Annotated in this window: 10 protein-coding genes; 7 read left to right on the forward strand and 3 right to left on the reverse strand. The window is 70.6% G+C overall.

All coding sequences use genetic code 11. The annotated features are described in order from the left end of the window. The 3 genes from AWX74_RS35575 to AWX74_RS35585 form a co-directional block, all read left to right on the forward strand. A partial coding sequence (locus tag AWX74_RS35575; protein ID WP_278184684.1) for a group II intron maturase-specific domain-containing protein occupies nucleotides 1-241 on the forward strand: 241 nt, incomplete at its 5' end. Nucleotides 242-571: 330 nt separating this feature from the next. Next, nucleotides 572-1,267, forward strand: coding sequence for a type 1 glutamine amidotransferase domain-containing protein (locus AWX74_RS35580; RefSeq protein ID WP_091285835.1), 696 nt, complete (start codon nucleotides 572-574; stop codon nucleotides 1,265-1,267). Nucleotides 1,268-1,292: 25 nt separating this feature from the next. After that, the gene (locus AWX74_RS35585; protein WP_091285839.1) at nucleotides 1,293-1,715 is read left to right on the forward strand and encodes a PPOX class F420-dependent oxidoreductase; all 423 of its coding nucleotides are present in this window, start codon (nucleotides 1,293-1,295) and stop codon (nucleotides 1,713-1,715) included. Between the two features lie 187 nt (nucleotides 1,716-1,902). On the opposite strand, the gene AWX74_RS35590 is transcribed toward AWX74_RS35585, so the two are convergent. Both AWX74_RS35590 and AWX74_RS35595 read right to left on the reverse strand, forming a co-directional pair. Further along, the gene (locus tag AWX74_RS35590; protein WP_091285843.1) at nucleotides 1,903-3,504 is read right to left on the reverse strand and encodes a sulfatase family protein; all 1,602 of its coding nucleotides are present in this window, start codon (nucleotides 3,502-3,504) and stop codon (nucleotides 1,903-1,905) included. Nucleotides 3,505-3,828: 324 nt separating this feature from the next. Then, nucleotides 3,829-5,163, reverse strand: a complete 1,335-nt coding sequence (locus AWX74_RS35595) for an ABC transporter substrate-binding protein (RefSeq protein WP_091285846.1) — start codon at nucleotides 5,161-5,163, stop codon at nucleotides 3,829-3,831. A gap of 536 nt (nucleotides 5,164-5,699) precedes the next feature. On the opposite strand from AWX74_RS35595, the gene AWX74_RS35600 reads away from it, so the two are divergent. Genes AWX74_RS35600 through AWX74_RS35615 form a run of 4 tightly spaced genes read left to right on the forward strand, consistent with a single transcriptional unit; the run spans nucleotide 5,700 to nucleotide 12,501 of the window. Next, nucleotides 5,700-6,368: a TetR/AcrR family transcriptional regulator gene (locus AWX74_RS35600; protein ID WP_226931218.1), complete on the forward strand. Its 669-nt coding sequence runs from the start codon at nucleotides 5,700-5,702 to the stop codon at nucleotides 6,366-6,368. A 33-nt stretch (nucleotides 6,369-6,401) separates the two neighbouring features. Beyond that, nucleotides 6,402-6,920, forward strand: coding sequence for a MarR family winged helix-turn-helix transcriptional regulator (locus AWX74_RS35605; RefSeq protein WP_091285850.1), 519 nt, complete (start codon nucleotides 6,402-6,404; stop codon nucleotides 6,918-6,920). Between the two features lie 2 nt (nucleotides 6,921-6,922). Then, nucleotides 6,923-10,960, forward strand: coding sequence for an ABC transporter ATP-binding protein (locus AWX74_RS35610; RefSeq protein ID WP_091285854.1), 4,038 nt, complete (start codon nucleotides 6,923-6,925; stop codon nucleotides 10,958-10,960). Further along, nucleotides 10,957-12,501, forward strand: a complete 1,545-nt coding sequence (locus AWX74_RS35615) for an MFS transporter (protein WP_091285928.1) — start codon at nucleotides 10,957-10,959, stop codon at nucleotides 12,499-12,501. Before AWX74_RS35610 ends, AWX74_RS35615 begins: the two co-directional genes overlap by 4 nt. 831 nt (nucleotides 12,502-13,332) lie before the next feature. Here AWX74_RS35615 and AWX74_RS35620 read toward each other — a convergent pair. Further along, nucleotides 13,333-15,288, reverse strand: coding sequence for a DHA2 family efflux MFS transporter permease subunit (locus tag AWX74_RS35620; protein ID WP_091285932.1), 1,956 nt, complete (start codon nucleotides 15,286-15,288; stop codon nucleotides 13,333-13,335). Nucleotides 15,289-15,398: the final 110 nt, after the last annotated feature.

A 15,398-nucleotide genomic window follows, 5' to 3' on the forward strand; every position in this document is an offset into this window, starting at 1 on the left:
AGACCTGGCATCGGAGATCAATCCGGTGACCAGGGGCTGGATCAACTACTTCGGGGCGTTCCGACGGTCCGCATTGTATCCAGTCCTCTACTCCATCGACCGCTACCTGGTCCGATGGCTGCAACGCAAGTACAGACGGTTCAGGGGACGTCCGGGACGGGCCTGGAGGACACTGCTGGCGATCAAACGCCGCAGACCCACCCTCTTCGCCCACTGGACGCTCTCCACGGCCAGCGGATAGCACGAGCCGGATGACGCGAGAGTGTCACGTCCGGATCTGTGGGGGCCGGCGGGTGAAACCCCCGCCGGCTACCCGGCGTCGGAACAACCAAAATCCTTCACTTTTGCGACTCGCCAAACCGTGCTGCCGGGCTCTCGGGCTCTCGGAGGTCCGGCGACGTTCGTGGAGCGCGAACCCCCTACCCATCGGCCAGCGATCTTGACTGGCGCCAGTCTGCGAAGGCTCTGTTTCGATCGAATCTGGTCGTTTCGTTCGGTAAGACGCAGAAGATGGCCGGCGGTTGGGGCGGGTCGAGGGGGCAGGGCGCGCAACGTGGGGTAGGAACGTCCTATGTTGAAGATCCTCTTTGTGGTGACCGGCTCCGACCGGTGGACGCTGGCCGACGGGACGGCGCACCGCACCGGCTTCTGGGCCGAGGAGGCTCTGATCCCCTACGAGGAGTTCAGGTCCGCCGGCCACGAGATCACCGTGGCGACACCTGGCGGCGTGGTCCCGCCCGTCGATCCCGCCAGTCTCACGCCGGATGCCGCCGGTGGCCCGGAGACGGCGGCGAAGCTGGAGAAGGCGCTGGGTGAGGCCGCCGAGTTCCGCGCCCCGGTGGCGCTCGCCGATGTGCGTCTCGACGAGTACGACGCCGTGTACGTCCCCGGTGGCCACGGGCCGATGGAGGACCTGGCGGTCGACGCCGACTCCGGTCGCATCCTGGCCCAGGCACTGCAACGTGGCCTGCCGGTGGGCGTGGTGTGCCATGGCCCGGCCGCGTTGCTGGCTGCGGTCGGGCCAGATGGTGCCAACGCGTACGCCGGCTATCGCATCACCGGGTTCACCAACGCGGAGGAGCGGTTGGCGGGCTTCGCCGAGAAGGCCCGCTGGCTGCTTCAGGACCGCCTGACCGCGGCGGGCCTGAAGGTCGAGGTGGGCGAGCCCTGGGCACCGCATGTCGAGGTCGACCGCAACGTCGTCACCGGCCAGAACCCGGCATCGTCGGCCCCGGTGGCTGCCGAACTGCTCAAACTGCTTGGCTGAGCCCAGCCCAACCGGGAGGAACCCGATGTCAAAGCCGCCGCTGCCGCCCGAGGCCGTCGAGCTGCTGCGCCGACCGAACCCGTGCGTGATGGCGACGCTGCGTGCGGACGGCACGCCGGTCTCCACCCCCACCTGGTACGTGTGGGACGACGGCCGGGTACTGATCAGCCTGGACGAAGGCCGGGTGCGCCTGCAACACCTGCGCCGTGACCCTCGTGTCACCCTTACCGCCCTCGCCACCGACGACTGGTACACGCATGTGACGCTGATCGGCCGCGTCAACGCGATGCAGGATGACGAGGGCCTGGTCGACATCGACCGCATCTCCCGCCACTACACCGGCAAGCCCTATCCGGACCGGGTCCGCGCCCGCGTCAGCGCCTGGATCGAGATCGAGCGCTGGCACGGCTGGGGGGCGATGAGGGACAGCGACCAGGCATCCACCTGAGCCCTGATCCTTGAGCCTGACGGCTGAGGGCAGAGATCCGAGGCCCGCGAGATCCGGGGCCTGCGGTCTGGGGCCGGAGAACCGGCGTCGGCCGGCTCGATGGCCCGCTGGCCGGGCACGGGACGTCCGTCCGGCCAGCGGGCGACCCCCTCGCTCCGGGCGCGGGGCTGGTTCGGCGGGTGGTGGGTCAGGTCCGGCAGGATGCTCCGGCGCAGGTGGCGAGGGCGTCCAGGCGGGCGTCCAGCTGTGCGACGAGGGCCGCGTTCGTGGCCCTGCCCTGCGGTGTGGCCAGCAGGTTCGTGAGCTCGTACGGGTCGGCGTGCAGGTCGTAGAGCTCGCGCTGGTGGACGCCCGGATTGCGGTCGGCGTCGTACCAGCGGACGTACAGGTGGTCCTCGGTCCGGATCGCGCTCCACGGGGGAATGTCGAGGAACACTCCGGTCACGTTCTCGACCGCTTCCTGGGCGACTCCGTCCTGCCCGTCGACACCCGGGCCGGCGTACTGCCCGAGCAGGTCGGTGCGCCAGGAGGTCGGGGTCTGCCCGCGCAGCAGCGGTGCCAGCGACTGGCCGTCGACGTCCGCGGGAATCGGCACGCCGGCCAGGTCGAGGAAGGTGGGCGCCAGGTCGATCTGGGCGACCATGTGGCCGTCGGTGCCTTTCTCGACGCCGGGCCCCGCGGCGACCAGCGGAACCCGCAGTGACTCCTCGTAGGGGGCCATCTTCTGGGTCAGCCGGTGGGAGCCGAGGTTGTAGCCGTTGTCGGAGGTGAAGATCAGGTAGGTGTTGTCCAGCTCGCCGGTGTCCCGCAGGGTCTCGACGATGCCGGCGACCATCTCGTCGAGCGCGTACAGGGAGCCCATTCGGTCCTGGTAGTCCGCGTCGTTGGTCGCGGCCACCCGGGCGGAGCGCAGCTGGGCGCTCTCCTGCAGCCACCATGGCTTGTCGGAGACGTCGGCCTCGTTGAAGTTCGGTGTCCGTGGGGCGGTGTCGTCGGCGTACGGATTGTCCGCGTGCCGCGGGGCGGGGGGCAGCGGCAGGTGCGGAGCGGTCGAGGCCGCATACCAGAAGAACGGGGTGTCGTCGGCGGCCGCGCGACGGATGAAGTCGGTGGATTTCGCGGCGACGACGTCGGTGGAGTAGTTCGCCGGGTCCTCGGTCCCTCCGTACTGCACGAGGGTGCCGTTCTCGTTCAGGGTGTAGTTGTAGCCGGTGTAGAAGTTGTTGTCGACGCTGCCGTACCACTCGGACCAGCCGGGTGGAATGTGGTCGGGGGCGTCCTCGATTCCGTTCATGTACTTGCCGGCGAGGCCCGTGCGGTAGCCGGCGTCGCTGAGGTACTTCGCGAAGGTGTGCTCTTCGTTGCCGTTCGCGGCGAAGGTGGCCCAGCCGCCGCTGTCACCGGCGTTCGTGAGGACTCCGGTGTTGTGGCCGTACTTGCCGGTCAGGATCGTGCCGCGGGCCGGGCAGCAGATCGGGGTCGGGGCGAAACTGTCGGTGAAGGTCAGCCCGGAGTCCCGGATCAGGGCCGCGGTGTGCGGCATCGCGTCCCAGTACGGCGACGTCGTCTGGTCGAGGTCGTCGGCGAGGATGAGGACGAAGTTCGGCCGCTCGGTCGTGCTCGCCGCATTGACCGCGGAGAGCGTGCCGCCCGCGGCCTGCGCGCCGGCCACGGCGTCCGACGAACGAGCTGCTAATCCGGTGGCCGCCGTCACCGTCAGGCCGATCAGGCCGACCAGCCCGGCGGCCCCGAGGCGAGCCCGCCGGCCGAAGCTCCGGTGCCGCGCCATCAGCGGGCTCCCGCCGCTCGGTGGTGCGGCGCTGCGCTCGTCGGCCCGTGATCACTGAGTGGAGTGTGTCTCCGCATGCGATCACGGCACCATTCGTTCGTCTGCGTGAGACGCGAGCAGAATGTGGAAACCCTGAGAACGGGCTCGTCCTGCGCCTGCGATCAGGTGGACCGTTCGGTCAGGCGGACACGAGACGGTCGGTCAGACGGACACGAGACGGACACGAGACGGACCTGAGATGGGCACCGGGCATCCGCGCGGTGTCGAGGCCAGGCAGCTCCGCCTGGTGACGCCTGGCCTCGTTCCGCGGCGTCTGGCCGGTGCTCAGCCGAAGCTGGTTGGCGTCGGCTCGGACCAGGACCGGTCCTTGTTCTGCCAACAGACGAAGGGCTTTTCAGTGGTGCCGCCGAAGATCTGGAACTTTCCGTTCCGTATCTCGACGAACGCGTAGCATTCCTGCCGGTAGCCGTGGGTGGCGGGATCGTCCTGGGTCGGCCATTCATGTTGCCGCGACCAGTCGATGGGGTTGACCAGGCCGCCGGCGTCGTAGTCGGTCATCCTGTTCGTCGCCGCCACGACGGACTTCCGGTCGAAATTCGGCCCGGCGGCGAGCAGCCCCTGGTAGGCGAGGTCGGCGTTGATCCATCCGTTCATGCCGGCCTCGGTGGGCTGGTGTCCGCCCCGGCTGGTCCACCGGAGGTACTCGGCAATTCCACCGCTCCTGGAGGTGGCCTCGAAGGGGCGGAAGAGAACGGTGACGACATCACCCTCGAACAGGTCGCCCGCCGCGGCCACGAAGGCGTGGTCATAGGTGTTCAGGTGGTACATCGGGACGTCGGCCAGACCCTGGCGCTCCATCTCCTGGGCCAGTGTCTTCATGCCGTTGAGGTCGAAGCACCCGATGACCATGTCCACCCCTGCGGCGCGCATCGCCGACACCTCCGGCCCGACCCCGTTGGGCAGGCCGTACGTCATGTTGTCGTTGGAGTAGACGATCTGCTGCCCGGTCTCCCCGGAATAGAGGCTGATGGTGTCCGTGATAGTGCCGACGCATTTCTTCGGCGCACCGGGGACGTTGTAGCCGAGCGCGGCGATCCTGGTCGCCTTCTTCTTCTCCGCGACGTACGCGAAGCTCCTGATCGTGCAGTCCAGGCAGGTCGGCGCGATGTTGCCGAAGATCGAGTCCTTACCGTTCATCGCCTCCGACTGGATGGCCCAGACGTACTGCGGGATCCCGGCCTTGTAGAGATCGTCCCAGCCGGTCGGGAGCTGGGCGGCGCCGAACGTGGCGAACGTGTCGTTCGCGGAGATTATCTGCAGGGCGCCTTCCTTGTTCTTGCCCAGCTGGTCGTCGACCCGGGTGGTGACGACCAGCTTCCGGCCGTGCGCCCCGCCCGCGCTGTTCCGGAACGAGAAGTAGTCCTCGATGCCCTGGGTGAAGCACTCCATGATGCAGGTTCCGATGGGGTTGTTGGAACCGGTGGCGAGAACGGCGAAGCGGATCTCGCTGGAGGTCACTCCGGGAACGGTGCCGGGCGGGGCGGGGGGAGGGCCGGTCTGGCCGTCGGTGTCGCCGCCGGAGTTCGTGCACGCGGCGGCCAGGCAGATCGCGGCCAACGGGACGGCTAATCGGCGGGCAAGTGCGAGGATCGAGTTCATAGCGCCTCCTGAGGTTTTCCCGGCGACCGGGAGTATCTGGATGCGGGGCCACCGTCCGGTACCGGATGGTGACCGGTGAGCGGGGGTTCGTGCGGACTCTTCGAGATGTCTGGCGCGCACAGAAGGAAGGCTGGGTAAATGATGTGCCCTGGGCCGTGGTGGGGTCGGCGAAAAACACCATCGAAGGACGCCGGAGCGCAGCGGAAACGGCGCCCAGGAGTGCCGCCCGGCGAGACTCGGCCTGGTCGCCGGTGTGCTGGTTGGTGAATGATCGGAACGTCAGTGAAAGACAGGATAGCCGATCGGCTATCCAGTGCAAGAAGGGTGTTGCTGTACCGGCCGTAAAGTGCCATCCGAACGCTTTCTTAAGTTGAATCCCTTGCGCGTCGGCCGGTTTTTGGCTAGCGCTGGAAACACGAGGTCAGTGGATTGTCCGCCGTCCGCCGATGTGACGTCCCTGCGATGCCGCCCCCACCTGCCACGGTGGCGGCGCCCGGTTCGGGTGACACTCGATCGCAGCCCGGTATCCTGCGGGTATGTCCACCCCCGGGCCGTCGGAGGGCAGTCGCACTCCGGCTGCGGGCTGGAGCGCCGCCCAGACCCGGGTCCTGACCGCGGCCCTGGAGCTCTTCGCGACCCACGGCGTGAGCGGGACGTCGCTGCAGATGATCGCGGGCGCCATCGGTGTGACCAAGGCGGCCGTGTACCACCAGTTCAGGACGAAGGAGGAGATCGTCCTGGCGGTGGCCGAGCTGGGGCTCGCTGAGCTGGTGGAGGCGGTGGAGGCCGCCGAGGCCGAGTCGCGCCGCGACCGCGCCCGGGACGTCCTGCTCGCCAAGGTTGTCGACACCGCGGTCCGGCGGCGCCGGGAGACCAGCGTGCTCCGCAGTGATCCGGTGATGGTTCGCTTCCTCGGGTCTCATCCGCCGTTCCAGCATCTGATCGAGCGGATCTACCGGTTGTTGATCGGTGAAGCGGCGCCCGAGCGGGAGACACGGGTGCGTGTGGCGATGCTCTCCGCCGCGCTCGGTGGCGGCGTCTCCCATCCGCTTGTGGCGGGCATCGACGACGAGACGCTGACCGCCCTTCTCCTGCAGGTGACCCGCGGCATCCTCGGGGTCGAGGCGGCTGACGCGGCTGACGCGGCTGCTGCCGAGGCGGCTGACGACGTCGACGGTCAGGAGACATCCGCCACGCTCTACTAGTTCGAAGCTCGAACCACTTGCTACGGTCGTGGGGTGGGTTCTGACATTCCCGTCGACAGTGTCCGTACGGTCACCCGGCTGTCGAGGGTCCTTGAACGCTCCCTGGACGGACTGAGCCTCGCCCAGTACCGCGTGCTCGCCCAGATCGCGGCAGGGGACGAGCGGGCGTCCCGCATTGCGCACCGGCTGGCGCTCGGCAAGCCGGCGGTGAGCGCGGCGGTCGAGTCGTTGCGCCAGCGCGGCCTGCTCAGTCGCGGCAGCGTCGACGAGGACCGGCGGGCCGTCGCGCTGGCTCTGACCGACGAGGGCAGGGCCGTGTTCGACGCGGCCGAGCGGGCGATGGCCACGCGTCTGCAGGAGATCATCGCGCGCACCGCCGACCCGGACGGGGCGGTGGCGGTGCTTCGCCAGCTGGGCGCCGCGGTGGAGGAGCTCATGAGCGAACGCGCGGCGGGTAACCGGTCAGAGCGGTCGGGGTGCTCGGAGCGGGCGGTGCGGTCAGAGCGGTCGGGGTGCTCGGAACGGGCAGAGCGGCCCAGGCGGAGCGAGTGACGATGACCCCTGCCAGGGATGTGCCGGGCACTCACCCGCCCGGGGCAGATGCGGCCGCCGCCCCCGGCTGGCTGCGTGGCCTGTGGGGCTTCCTGCTGCTGCATCGCCGCGATCTCGCCCTGGCCTGGGCGGCGGCGCTGCTGGGAAGTGCCTGCCAGGCCGTCGTCCCGCTGATCGCACGGCACATCGTCGACGACGTGATCGTGGCGCGGACGTCCCCGCTGTGGCCTTGGCTGTTGCTTCTGCTCGCCGCGGCGGCGGGCGCGTTCGGCTTCGCCTATGTTCGTCGCTACCGGGGTGGTCGGGTCGCCCTCGGCGTGCAGTTCGACCTGCGCAACGCGATGCACGACCACCTGCAGACCCTGGACCAGGACAATCTCTCCCGGCTCCCCACGGGCCAGCTGGTGGCCCGCGCGAACTCGGACTCGGCACTGGTGCAGGGGCTGCTCAGCCTGCTGCCGATCATGATGGGCAACGTGCTCATGCTGATCGCGACGCTGATCATCATGATCTTCCTCTCGCCGCCGCTCGCGCTCATCAGTCTCGCCGTCGTCCCGACCCTGTTCGCTCTGTCCTACCGGCTGCGCTCCCGCGTGTTCCCCGCCACCTGGGATGCCCAGCAGCGCGAGGGCGGCGTCGCGCAGATCGTCGACGAGGACGTCAACGGGGTCCGGGTGGTCAAGGCGTTCGGCCAGGAGCGCCGCGAGCTGGACCGGATCGTCGACGCGGCCGGTGATCTGTACGGCTCGCGGATGCGCGCGGTGCGGCTGCGGGCCCGTTACCAGCCGCTGCTGGAGGCCGTCCCGGCATTCGCTCAGGTCGCGATCCTCGCGGTCGGCGGCTGGATGGCGCTGAACGGGCACCTGACCATCGGCACCTTCCTGGCGTTCTCGACGTACGTCGGCCAGTTCGCCGCCCCGGCGCGCCAGCTCGCGGGCGTGCTCACCGTCGGCCAGCAGGCCAGGGCCGGCGTCGAGCGGATCTTCCAGCTGCTGCGCCTCACCCCGACCATCGCCGACGCCCCGGACGCGGTCGATCTCGGCCCGCTGCGCGGCGAGATCGCCTTCGAGGGGGTCGAGTTCGCCTACCGGGCGGACGTGCCGATCCTGCGTGGTTTCGATCTCCGGATCGCCGCGGGGGAGCGGGTCGCGATCATCGGGGCCAGCGGCAGCGGCAAGTCGACGGTGGCGGCGCTGCTGAGCCGCTTCCACGACCCCGACGCCGGCCGGGTGACGGTCGACGGCCACGACCTGCGGTCGGTGCGGCTGCGGTCGCTGCGCTCTCAGGTCGGGGTCGCGTTCGAGGAGAGCTTCCTGTTCTCGGCGTCGGTACGGGAGAACATCGCCTTCGGACGTCCCGACGCGAGCGAGGCCGAGGTGGAGGCGGCGGCCCGGGCCGCGGCCGCGCACGACTTCATCGTCGGCCTGCCCCGCGGCTATGACACGGTCGTCGGTGAGCGGGGGCTGTCGTTGTCCGGCGGCCAGCGCCAGCGGATCGCGCTGGCCCGCGCGCTGCTCACCGACCCCCGGGTGCTGGTGCTCGACGACGCGACCAGCGCTGTCGACGCGCACACCGAGGAGCGCATCCACGACGCGTTGCGCGAGTTGCTGCCCGGCCGCACCACGATCCTCATCGCGCACCGTGTCTCGACGTTGCATCTGGCCGACCGGATCGTGGTGATCGACGGTGGCCGGGTGGTCGAGTCGGGCACCCATGACGAGTTGCAGGAACGCAGCGGCACCTACCGTGCTCTGCTGGCCGGGCTCGACGCCGAGCTGGCCGATGAGCTCGGCGACCGCGTCGAGGTCCTCGCCACTCTCCTGGACGAGAACGGGACCGAGAGCGTCGGCGAGTACGGGACCGCGAGCGCCGGTGAGACCGAGACCGAGACCGAGAACGCGAGCGCCGGCGCGGGCGCGGGCGCGGCGCGGGTCGGTGGCCGCCCGCGCCCGCGCCGACCGGCCGCCGCGGGGGTGGCCGTGGGGGCGCCCAGCCTCGGCGCCGGCCTCGGCGGCGGCGGCGGATGGCGGATGAACCTGACGCCGACGCCGGAGCTGCTGGCCCGGGTGGCCGCGCTGCCACCGGTGCGCGACGTCGCCACCGTCGACCTTGCGGTGGAGAGCCAGCCCGACCCGGAGTTCAGCCTGCTCCGGCTGCTGCGCAGGTTCCGCCGCCCGCTGCTGGTCGGCCTGCTGCTGGTGATCGGGGACGCCGCCGCCGGCCTCGCCGGGCCGGTGCTGGTCAAGACCGGTGTCGACAGCGGTGTCGCGGAAGGCTCGTCCGCCGTGCTGTGGGCCGCGTCGGCGGTCTTCCTGCTGGTGACGCTGGCGGACCTGCTGGACCAGATCGCCGAGACGTTCGTCACCGGCCGGGCGGCCGAACGCATCATGCTGTCGCTGCGGATCCGCATCTTCGCCCAGCTGCAGCGGCTCTCCCTCGACTACTACGAGCGTGAGATGTCCGGCCGGGTCATGACGAGGATGACCACGGACGTCGACCAGTTCGAGTCGCTGATCGAGAACGGCCTGCTGGCCGCGCTGGTCTCGGTGGTGACCTTCGGGGGCGTCGGGGCGGCACTGCTGAGCATCGACCTGGAGCTCGGCGGGCTGACGCTGCTCGTCATCGTCCCGCTGGCCGCGGCGACCGTGGTCTTCCGCCGCCGGGCGGCGGCGCTCTACGACGTCGCCCGGGAACGGATCGCGATAGTCAACGCGGATTTCCAGGAGAGCCTCTCCGGTATCCGCGAGGCACAGTCGTTCGTGCACGAGACCGCGACCATCGAGCGTTTCCACGGGCTGGGCCGCGACTACCTGCGGGCTCGGCTGGGAGCGCAGCGGCTGGTCGCGATCTACTTCCCGTTCGTCCAGTTCCTGTCGTCGCTCGCGGATGCGATCGTGCTGGGGGTCGGGTCCGCGCTGATCGCGAACGGGCAGCTCAGCGTCGGCGCGCTGATCGCCTTCATCCTCTACATCGACATGTTCTTCTCGCCGATCCAGCAGCTGTCCCAGGTCTTCGACGCCTGGCAGCAGACCCGGGTGTCGGTGGCGCGCATCGCCGAGCTCATGCGGCTGCGGACACTCACCCCCGAACCGCGCCACCCGGTGGACCCGCCGGGACGTCCGCGCGGCGAGCTGACCCTGGATGGACTGCGCTTCGCCTACCCGGCGCCACCCACGGCGAAGACCGACGCGACGTCGACGGCGCCGAAGATGTCGTCGGCGGCGCTGACGTCGGCAAAGGCGTCAGCGCGGGCGCGAAAGGCCGAGCGGAAGGCCGCGCGGCTGGCGGTGGGCCCCGCCGACCCGCGGTTCGCACGGCTGGAGACCGCCGCACCCACCCGGCCGCCCGAGGCGCTGCGCGGGGTGGACCTGCGGGTCGCCCCCGGTGAGACGGTGGCGTTGGTCGGGGAGACCGGCGCCGGGAAGTCGACCGTCCTCAAGCTGATCGCCCGCTTCTACGACCCCGACGAGGGCGCGGTACGGCTCGACGGGCTCGACCTGCGGGCCCTCGACCTCGGCACGTTCCGCCGCTGGCTCGGGTACGTGCCCCAGGAGGCGTTCCTGTTCAGCGGGTCCATCCGCGACAACATCGCCTACGGACGTCCCGAGGCGAGCGACGCCGAGGTGGAGGCGGCGGCGCGTGCGGTCGGCGCGCACGAGCTCATCGTCACCCTGCCCGGCGGCTACGACCACGAGGTGGCCGAGCGGGGCCGCTCGCTGTCGTCCGGGCAGCGTCAGCTCCTCGCGCTCGCGCGGGCCGAGTTGGTCGACCCGGTGCTGCTCCTGCTGGACGAGGCCACCTCGAACCTGGACCTGGCCACCGAGCACCGGGTCACGACCGCCATGCAGCGCGTCGCGCGCAGCCGCACCACGATCGTCATCGCGCACCGCCTGCAGACAGCCCGCACCGCCGACCGGATCGTCGTGCTCGACCGCGGCGCCGTCGCCGAGATCGGCTCCCACGACGAGCTGCTCGAGGCCGACGGCCGCTACGCCTCGATGTGGCGCGCCTTCGAGCTCGTCGGCTCGGCCGCGCCTTGACCGGGCGACGCGGCACCACCTCGACCAATCGGCGCGGCACGGCCTCGAGCGGGCGGCGTGGCCCGGGACGTGCCGTTCGTGGCCTGCTGGCGGACCTCACCCCGCTGCGGACCTACCCGGCCTTCCGCCGGCTGTGGGTGGGCGAGTCCGTCTCGACGATCGGCACCCAGATCACCGCGACGGCCGTGGCGGTGCAGGTCTACGACCTCACCCGGTCGTCGTTCCTGGTCGGGGTGGTCAGCCTGGTCGCTCTGCTGCCGCTGGTCGGCCTCGGGCTGATCGGCGGTGCCATCGCGGACAGCGTCGACCGGCGCCGCCTCGCCCTGGTGACGTCCACCGGGCTGGCGGCCGTCTCCGGCGGGCTGGTGCTGTTCTCGCTGTTCGAACACGGCGCCGGCGGTGACGGTGGCGCCGGCGGTGGCGGTGGTGTCGCAGCTGGTCTCGGTATGGTCTGGCCGCTGCTCCTGCTGGTCGCGGTCCAGTCCGCGTTCGCGGCGGTGGACGGGCCGGCGCGGCGCGCGATGACGCCGAACCTGGTGGGGCTGGGCGATCTGCCGGCAGCCACCGCGCTGACCCAGATCGGCTTCACGACCGCGATGACCGTCGGTCCACTGATCGCGGGAACCAGCGTCGCGCTCGGCGGCTACCCCCTCGCCTACGCCCTCGACCTGGCCAGCTTCAGTACCGCCCTGTACGGCCTGTTTCGGCTGCCGCCGATGCCCCCCGCGCCGGCGCTTGCCGCGTCCGCCCCGGCAGCTGCCGCCGGTGCACCGGGCGCGGGTGCAGCTTCCGCGGGCCCAGCCGCGTCCGAGGCCGCATCCGCGTCCGAACTGCCGGCGGGAGGCCGGCGGGTGGCCAGTGTCGGTGAGGGACTGCGGTTCCTGCGCGGCCAACCGGTGGTGATGATGACGTTCGTCGTCGACATCATCGCCATGGTCTTCGGGATGCCGCGCGCGCTGTTCCCGGAGCTGGCCAGCACCCAGTTCGGCGGCGGGAGCGCCACCGCGGGCCTGCTGTACTCCTCCGTCGCCGCCGGGTCGCTGCTCGGCGCCGCGCTCTCCGGCCCGCTCGGGCGGGTCCGCCGCCAGGGGCTGGCGGTGGTGGTGGCGATCGTGGTCTGGGGCGGGGCGATCGCCGTGTTCGGGCTCGTCCACAATGTCGTCGCCGCGGTCGGGCTGCTGGCGGTCGCCGGCATGGCCGACCTGGTCAGCGCCGTGTTCCGCAACGCGATCCTCAACGTCGCCACCCCGGACGCAATGCGCGGGCGGCTACAGGGTGTCTTCCTCGTCGTCGTCAGCGGTGGCCCCCGCATCGGCGACCTGGAGGCGGGCACCGCCGCCGCGCTGGTCTCCCCGACGTTCTCCGTCGTCAGCGGGGGCCTGGCCTGCATCGGCGGTGTGCTCCTGGCTACCGCCGCGGTGCCGGCGCTGGCGCGTTACGACGCGACAGCGGCGATCGCCGCCGCCCAGCACGAGGCCGCCGTACCCAGCCCACGGGCACGCGACGACGACGCCCCGGCGGCGGAGACGAACCGCGCCTGACGCGGGAGCGCGTGGACAATCCTCTGGGCTCTGGGAGGCCGATGCCGCTGGGCAAGACCTGAGGATTGTGGTCGCGGGGGAGCCTGCAGGAAAATCCCGAGAAGCGGCGGATCCAGGGCCGCCGACATTGTCCTGCCGGTCCGTGTCCGCACGCCGCAAGGTCGCGCGGCAGGGATCCCGCGCCCGCCACGCAGAGCCGCCAGTTCACAATAAGATCCGCAAAATTCGCGCCGGGTCACTTGGCAATCGGCAAGAATGAAGGATTTTGGTCGTCGGAACGACCAAAATCCTTCATTCTTGGGCCTCGTCAAACCGGGTCATCGCCCGCATGGTCGGCGCCGACCTCGTATGAGCTGTGGCTCTGGGGTGGGTGGGTGGGTTCGGAGGGCGCCCTTGGTGCGGTGCAATATGCGGGAAGCTGATGACGACGCCCGGGAATCGTTGGCATCGCCGGGGGCAGGAGATGCCGGCATCGAGCCCCGGGCGCCGTCCGTTATGGAGCCGGTCCGCTCAAGGTGCGGACTGGCCGAAAACGCCATTGGAATCAGAAATGAATGCCCGAACGGTCGGAAGGCGGCCACGGCGGTGGCACCTACGAGGGCCGCCATCCCGGAACGTCCTGCGTAAACCGCCGCGCGACTCGCTCCTCCTCGTGGCGAGGCCGGTAGCCGTCCAGCCAGGAGTCCGATTGACCCCGGGCAAATTCTGCCGCCTTTGATACGAATTGTCGTTGGTGTGGGGGTACGAAATCGTGCGTGCCGTACTGGACCGCTGCTCCAGCTGAGGAGCTCCGTTGTGGCAGTCTCCGGCCACGACGGAGCTCCGGATCGATCAGGAGGCGGACTTGGCGCCCTCGGTCTCGGCCTCGGACGTGGACGCGAGCACGGACGCGAGCACGGGCTCGGTCTCAGCCGTGGACGTGGCTTCGGCCTCGGGCGAGGGCTCAGACGCGGACGTGACCTCGGACGTGACCTCGACCTCGGGCGTGGCCTCAGCTTCGGGCGTGGCCTCGGCCTCGGGTACAGACGTGGCCTCGACCTCCGACACGGGCTCGACTTCGGACGTGGCCTCGACCTTGGGCGTGGCCTCGGCTTCGGGTGCGGGCTCGACCTCAGCCTCGGGGGTCGCCTCGACCTCGGGTGCGGGCCCAGCCTCGGATGTGGCCTCGGGTTCCGGTTCGGAGGTGGCGGCAGCCGGCGATGCGGCAGCCTCGTCCGTTGCCGCCTTCTGCGTCGGCACGGCGGGCGGCTCGGCAGGGGCCGAGGTGGTGTGAGCCGCGGCGTGGCGCGGCAGGAAGAGCCCGGAGAGCAGGCCGATCACCGTGAGGCCGACGATCCACCAGAACGTCTCGCCGAAAGCGGCGCCGATCTTGTCGGCGATCGCCGGGGGCAGCTCCACCTGCGCGGCGCCCTCGAGCGTGGTGCCGCCCGCCGCCGGGACACGGTTGGCGATGGCGTGCTGCAGCTGGACGGCGACCAGCGCCGTCGCCAGCGAGCCGCCGACCCGCTGCAGGATGTTCAGGGTGGTGGTGGCCCGCGGAACCGCCGCGGGGGCGAGGGTCTGGTAGGCCGCGCTCATCGCCGGCATCATCGAGGCGCCGAAGCCCAGCCCGCGCACGAAGAGGAAGATCATAAGCATGACCTCGTTCGTGTGGGCGTCGACCTGGGTGTAGGCGACTGTGCCGGCGGCGCAGACGGCCATGCCGACGGGGATGACCCAGCCGGGGCCGACTCGGTCGACGACCCGCCCGGCGACCAGCATGCCGACCATCGCGCCCAGCCCCTGCGGGATCATCGACAGGCCTGCATCGAGCGCGCCCTGACCGCGAGCGACCTGGTAGTACAGCGGCAGCAGGAACATGCCGCCGTACAGGGCGGCACCGACCGTGAACGTGGTGACGCTGGCGAGGGTGAACGTGCGGTCGCGGAACAGCCGCAGGTCCAGCAGGGCGTCGCCGCGCCGCAGGGCGTACACGACGAACACGATCAGCAGCACCACGCCGACCACGCTGCTGATCACGACCTGCGCGGAGCCGAAACCGCCGTCGGAGCCGGCCTGGGACAGACCGTAGACGAGGCCCGCGAGACCGGGGGAGATCAACAGCAGCCCGGGTACGTCGAGCCGGTGGTGCGCCTGCCCACGGTCGTCGCGCGGCAGCACCCGCCATGAGGCGATCAGCGCGACCGCGCCGACCGGCAGGTTCACGAAGAAGATCCAGCGCCAGTCGAGATGGTCGACGATGAGGCCACCGAGGACCGGGCCGAGCACCGGGGCGAGCAGGGTCGGGATCCCGATGACGTTCATGATTCGGTTCATCCGCTGCGGCCCGGCGGCCGTGGCCAGCAGGGTCATGCAGATCGGCATGATCATTCCGCCGCCGAGGCCCTGCAGGACGCGGAAGGCGATCAGGCTGCCCGCTGACCAGGCGAAGCCGCACAGGGCGCTACCCAGCAGGAACAGTGTCAGCGAGATGTTCCACATCCGGGTCGCGCCGAAGCGCTCCACCGCCCAGCCGGTCGCCGGGATGACAATGGCCAGCGCCAGCAGGTAGCCGGTGGTGACCCAGGAGATCGTCGACAGGGAGGTGTCGAAGTCCTGTGCGAGGCGGTCGATGGCGACGGCGACGATCGTCGTGTCGAGGATGACCATGATCGCGCCGAGCGTGACCGTGAGTGCGAGACGCCGCAGCGCTGGGTCGATCTCGTTGCCGGCGTCGGCCGCCGGCGCGGTGGTCGACCTGGTCGCAGCCCCGGCGGCCTGGTCGGTTCCATCTGGTTGATCGGGCACACGGGCTCCCTGATCGTGTTCCGTCGCGGCCACCGGTGCCTCCGGCGGCCCTGTCGTCGCCCAGCATCCGCCGATCGTTGAGTAACGTCAAACATTGATTACGGCCAACA

The sequence above is a fragment of the Parafrankia irregularis genome, assembly GCF_001536285.1.
Lineage (GTDB): Bacteria > Actinomycetota > Actinomycetes > Frankiales > Frankiaceae > Parafrankia > Parafrankia irregularis.

Bases quoted from the DNA above. Each gene is read 5' to 3' on its own strand.
- AWX74_RS35580 (WP_091285835.1), top strand. From the start codon at position 572: ATGTTGAAGATCCTCTTTGTGGTGACCGGCTCCGACCGGTGGACGCTG.
- AWX74_RS35585 (WP_091285839.1), top strand. From the start codon at position 1,293: ATGTCAAAGCCGCCGCTGCCGCCCGAGGCCGTCGAGCTGCTGCGCCGA.
- AWX74_RS35590 (WP_091285843.1), bottom strand. From the start codon at position 3,504: ATGGCGCGGCACCGGAGCTTCGGCCGGCGGGCTCGCCTCGGGGCCGCC.
- AWX74_RS35595 (WP_091285846.1), bottom strand. From the start codon at position 5,163: ATGAACTCGATCCTCGCACTTGCCCGCCGATTAGCCGTCCCGTTGGCC.
- AWX74_RS35600 (WP_226931218.1), top strand. From the start codon at position 5,700: ATGTCCACCCCCGGGCCGTCGGAGGGCAGTCGCACTCCGGCTGCGGGC.
- AWX74_RS35610 (WP_091285854.1), top strand. From the start codon at position 6,923: ATGACCCCTGCCAGGGATGTGCCGGGCACTCACCCGCCCGGGGCAGAT.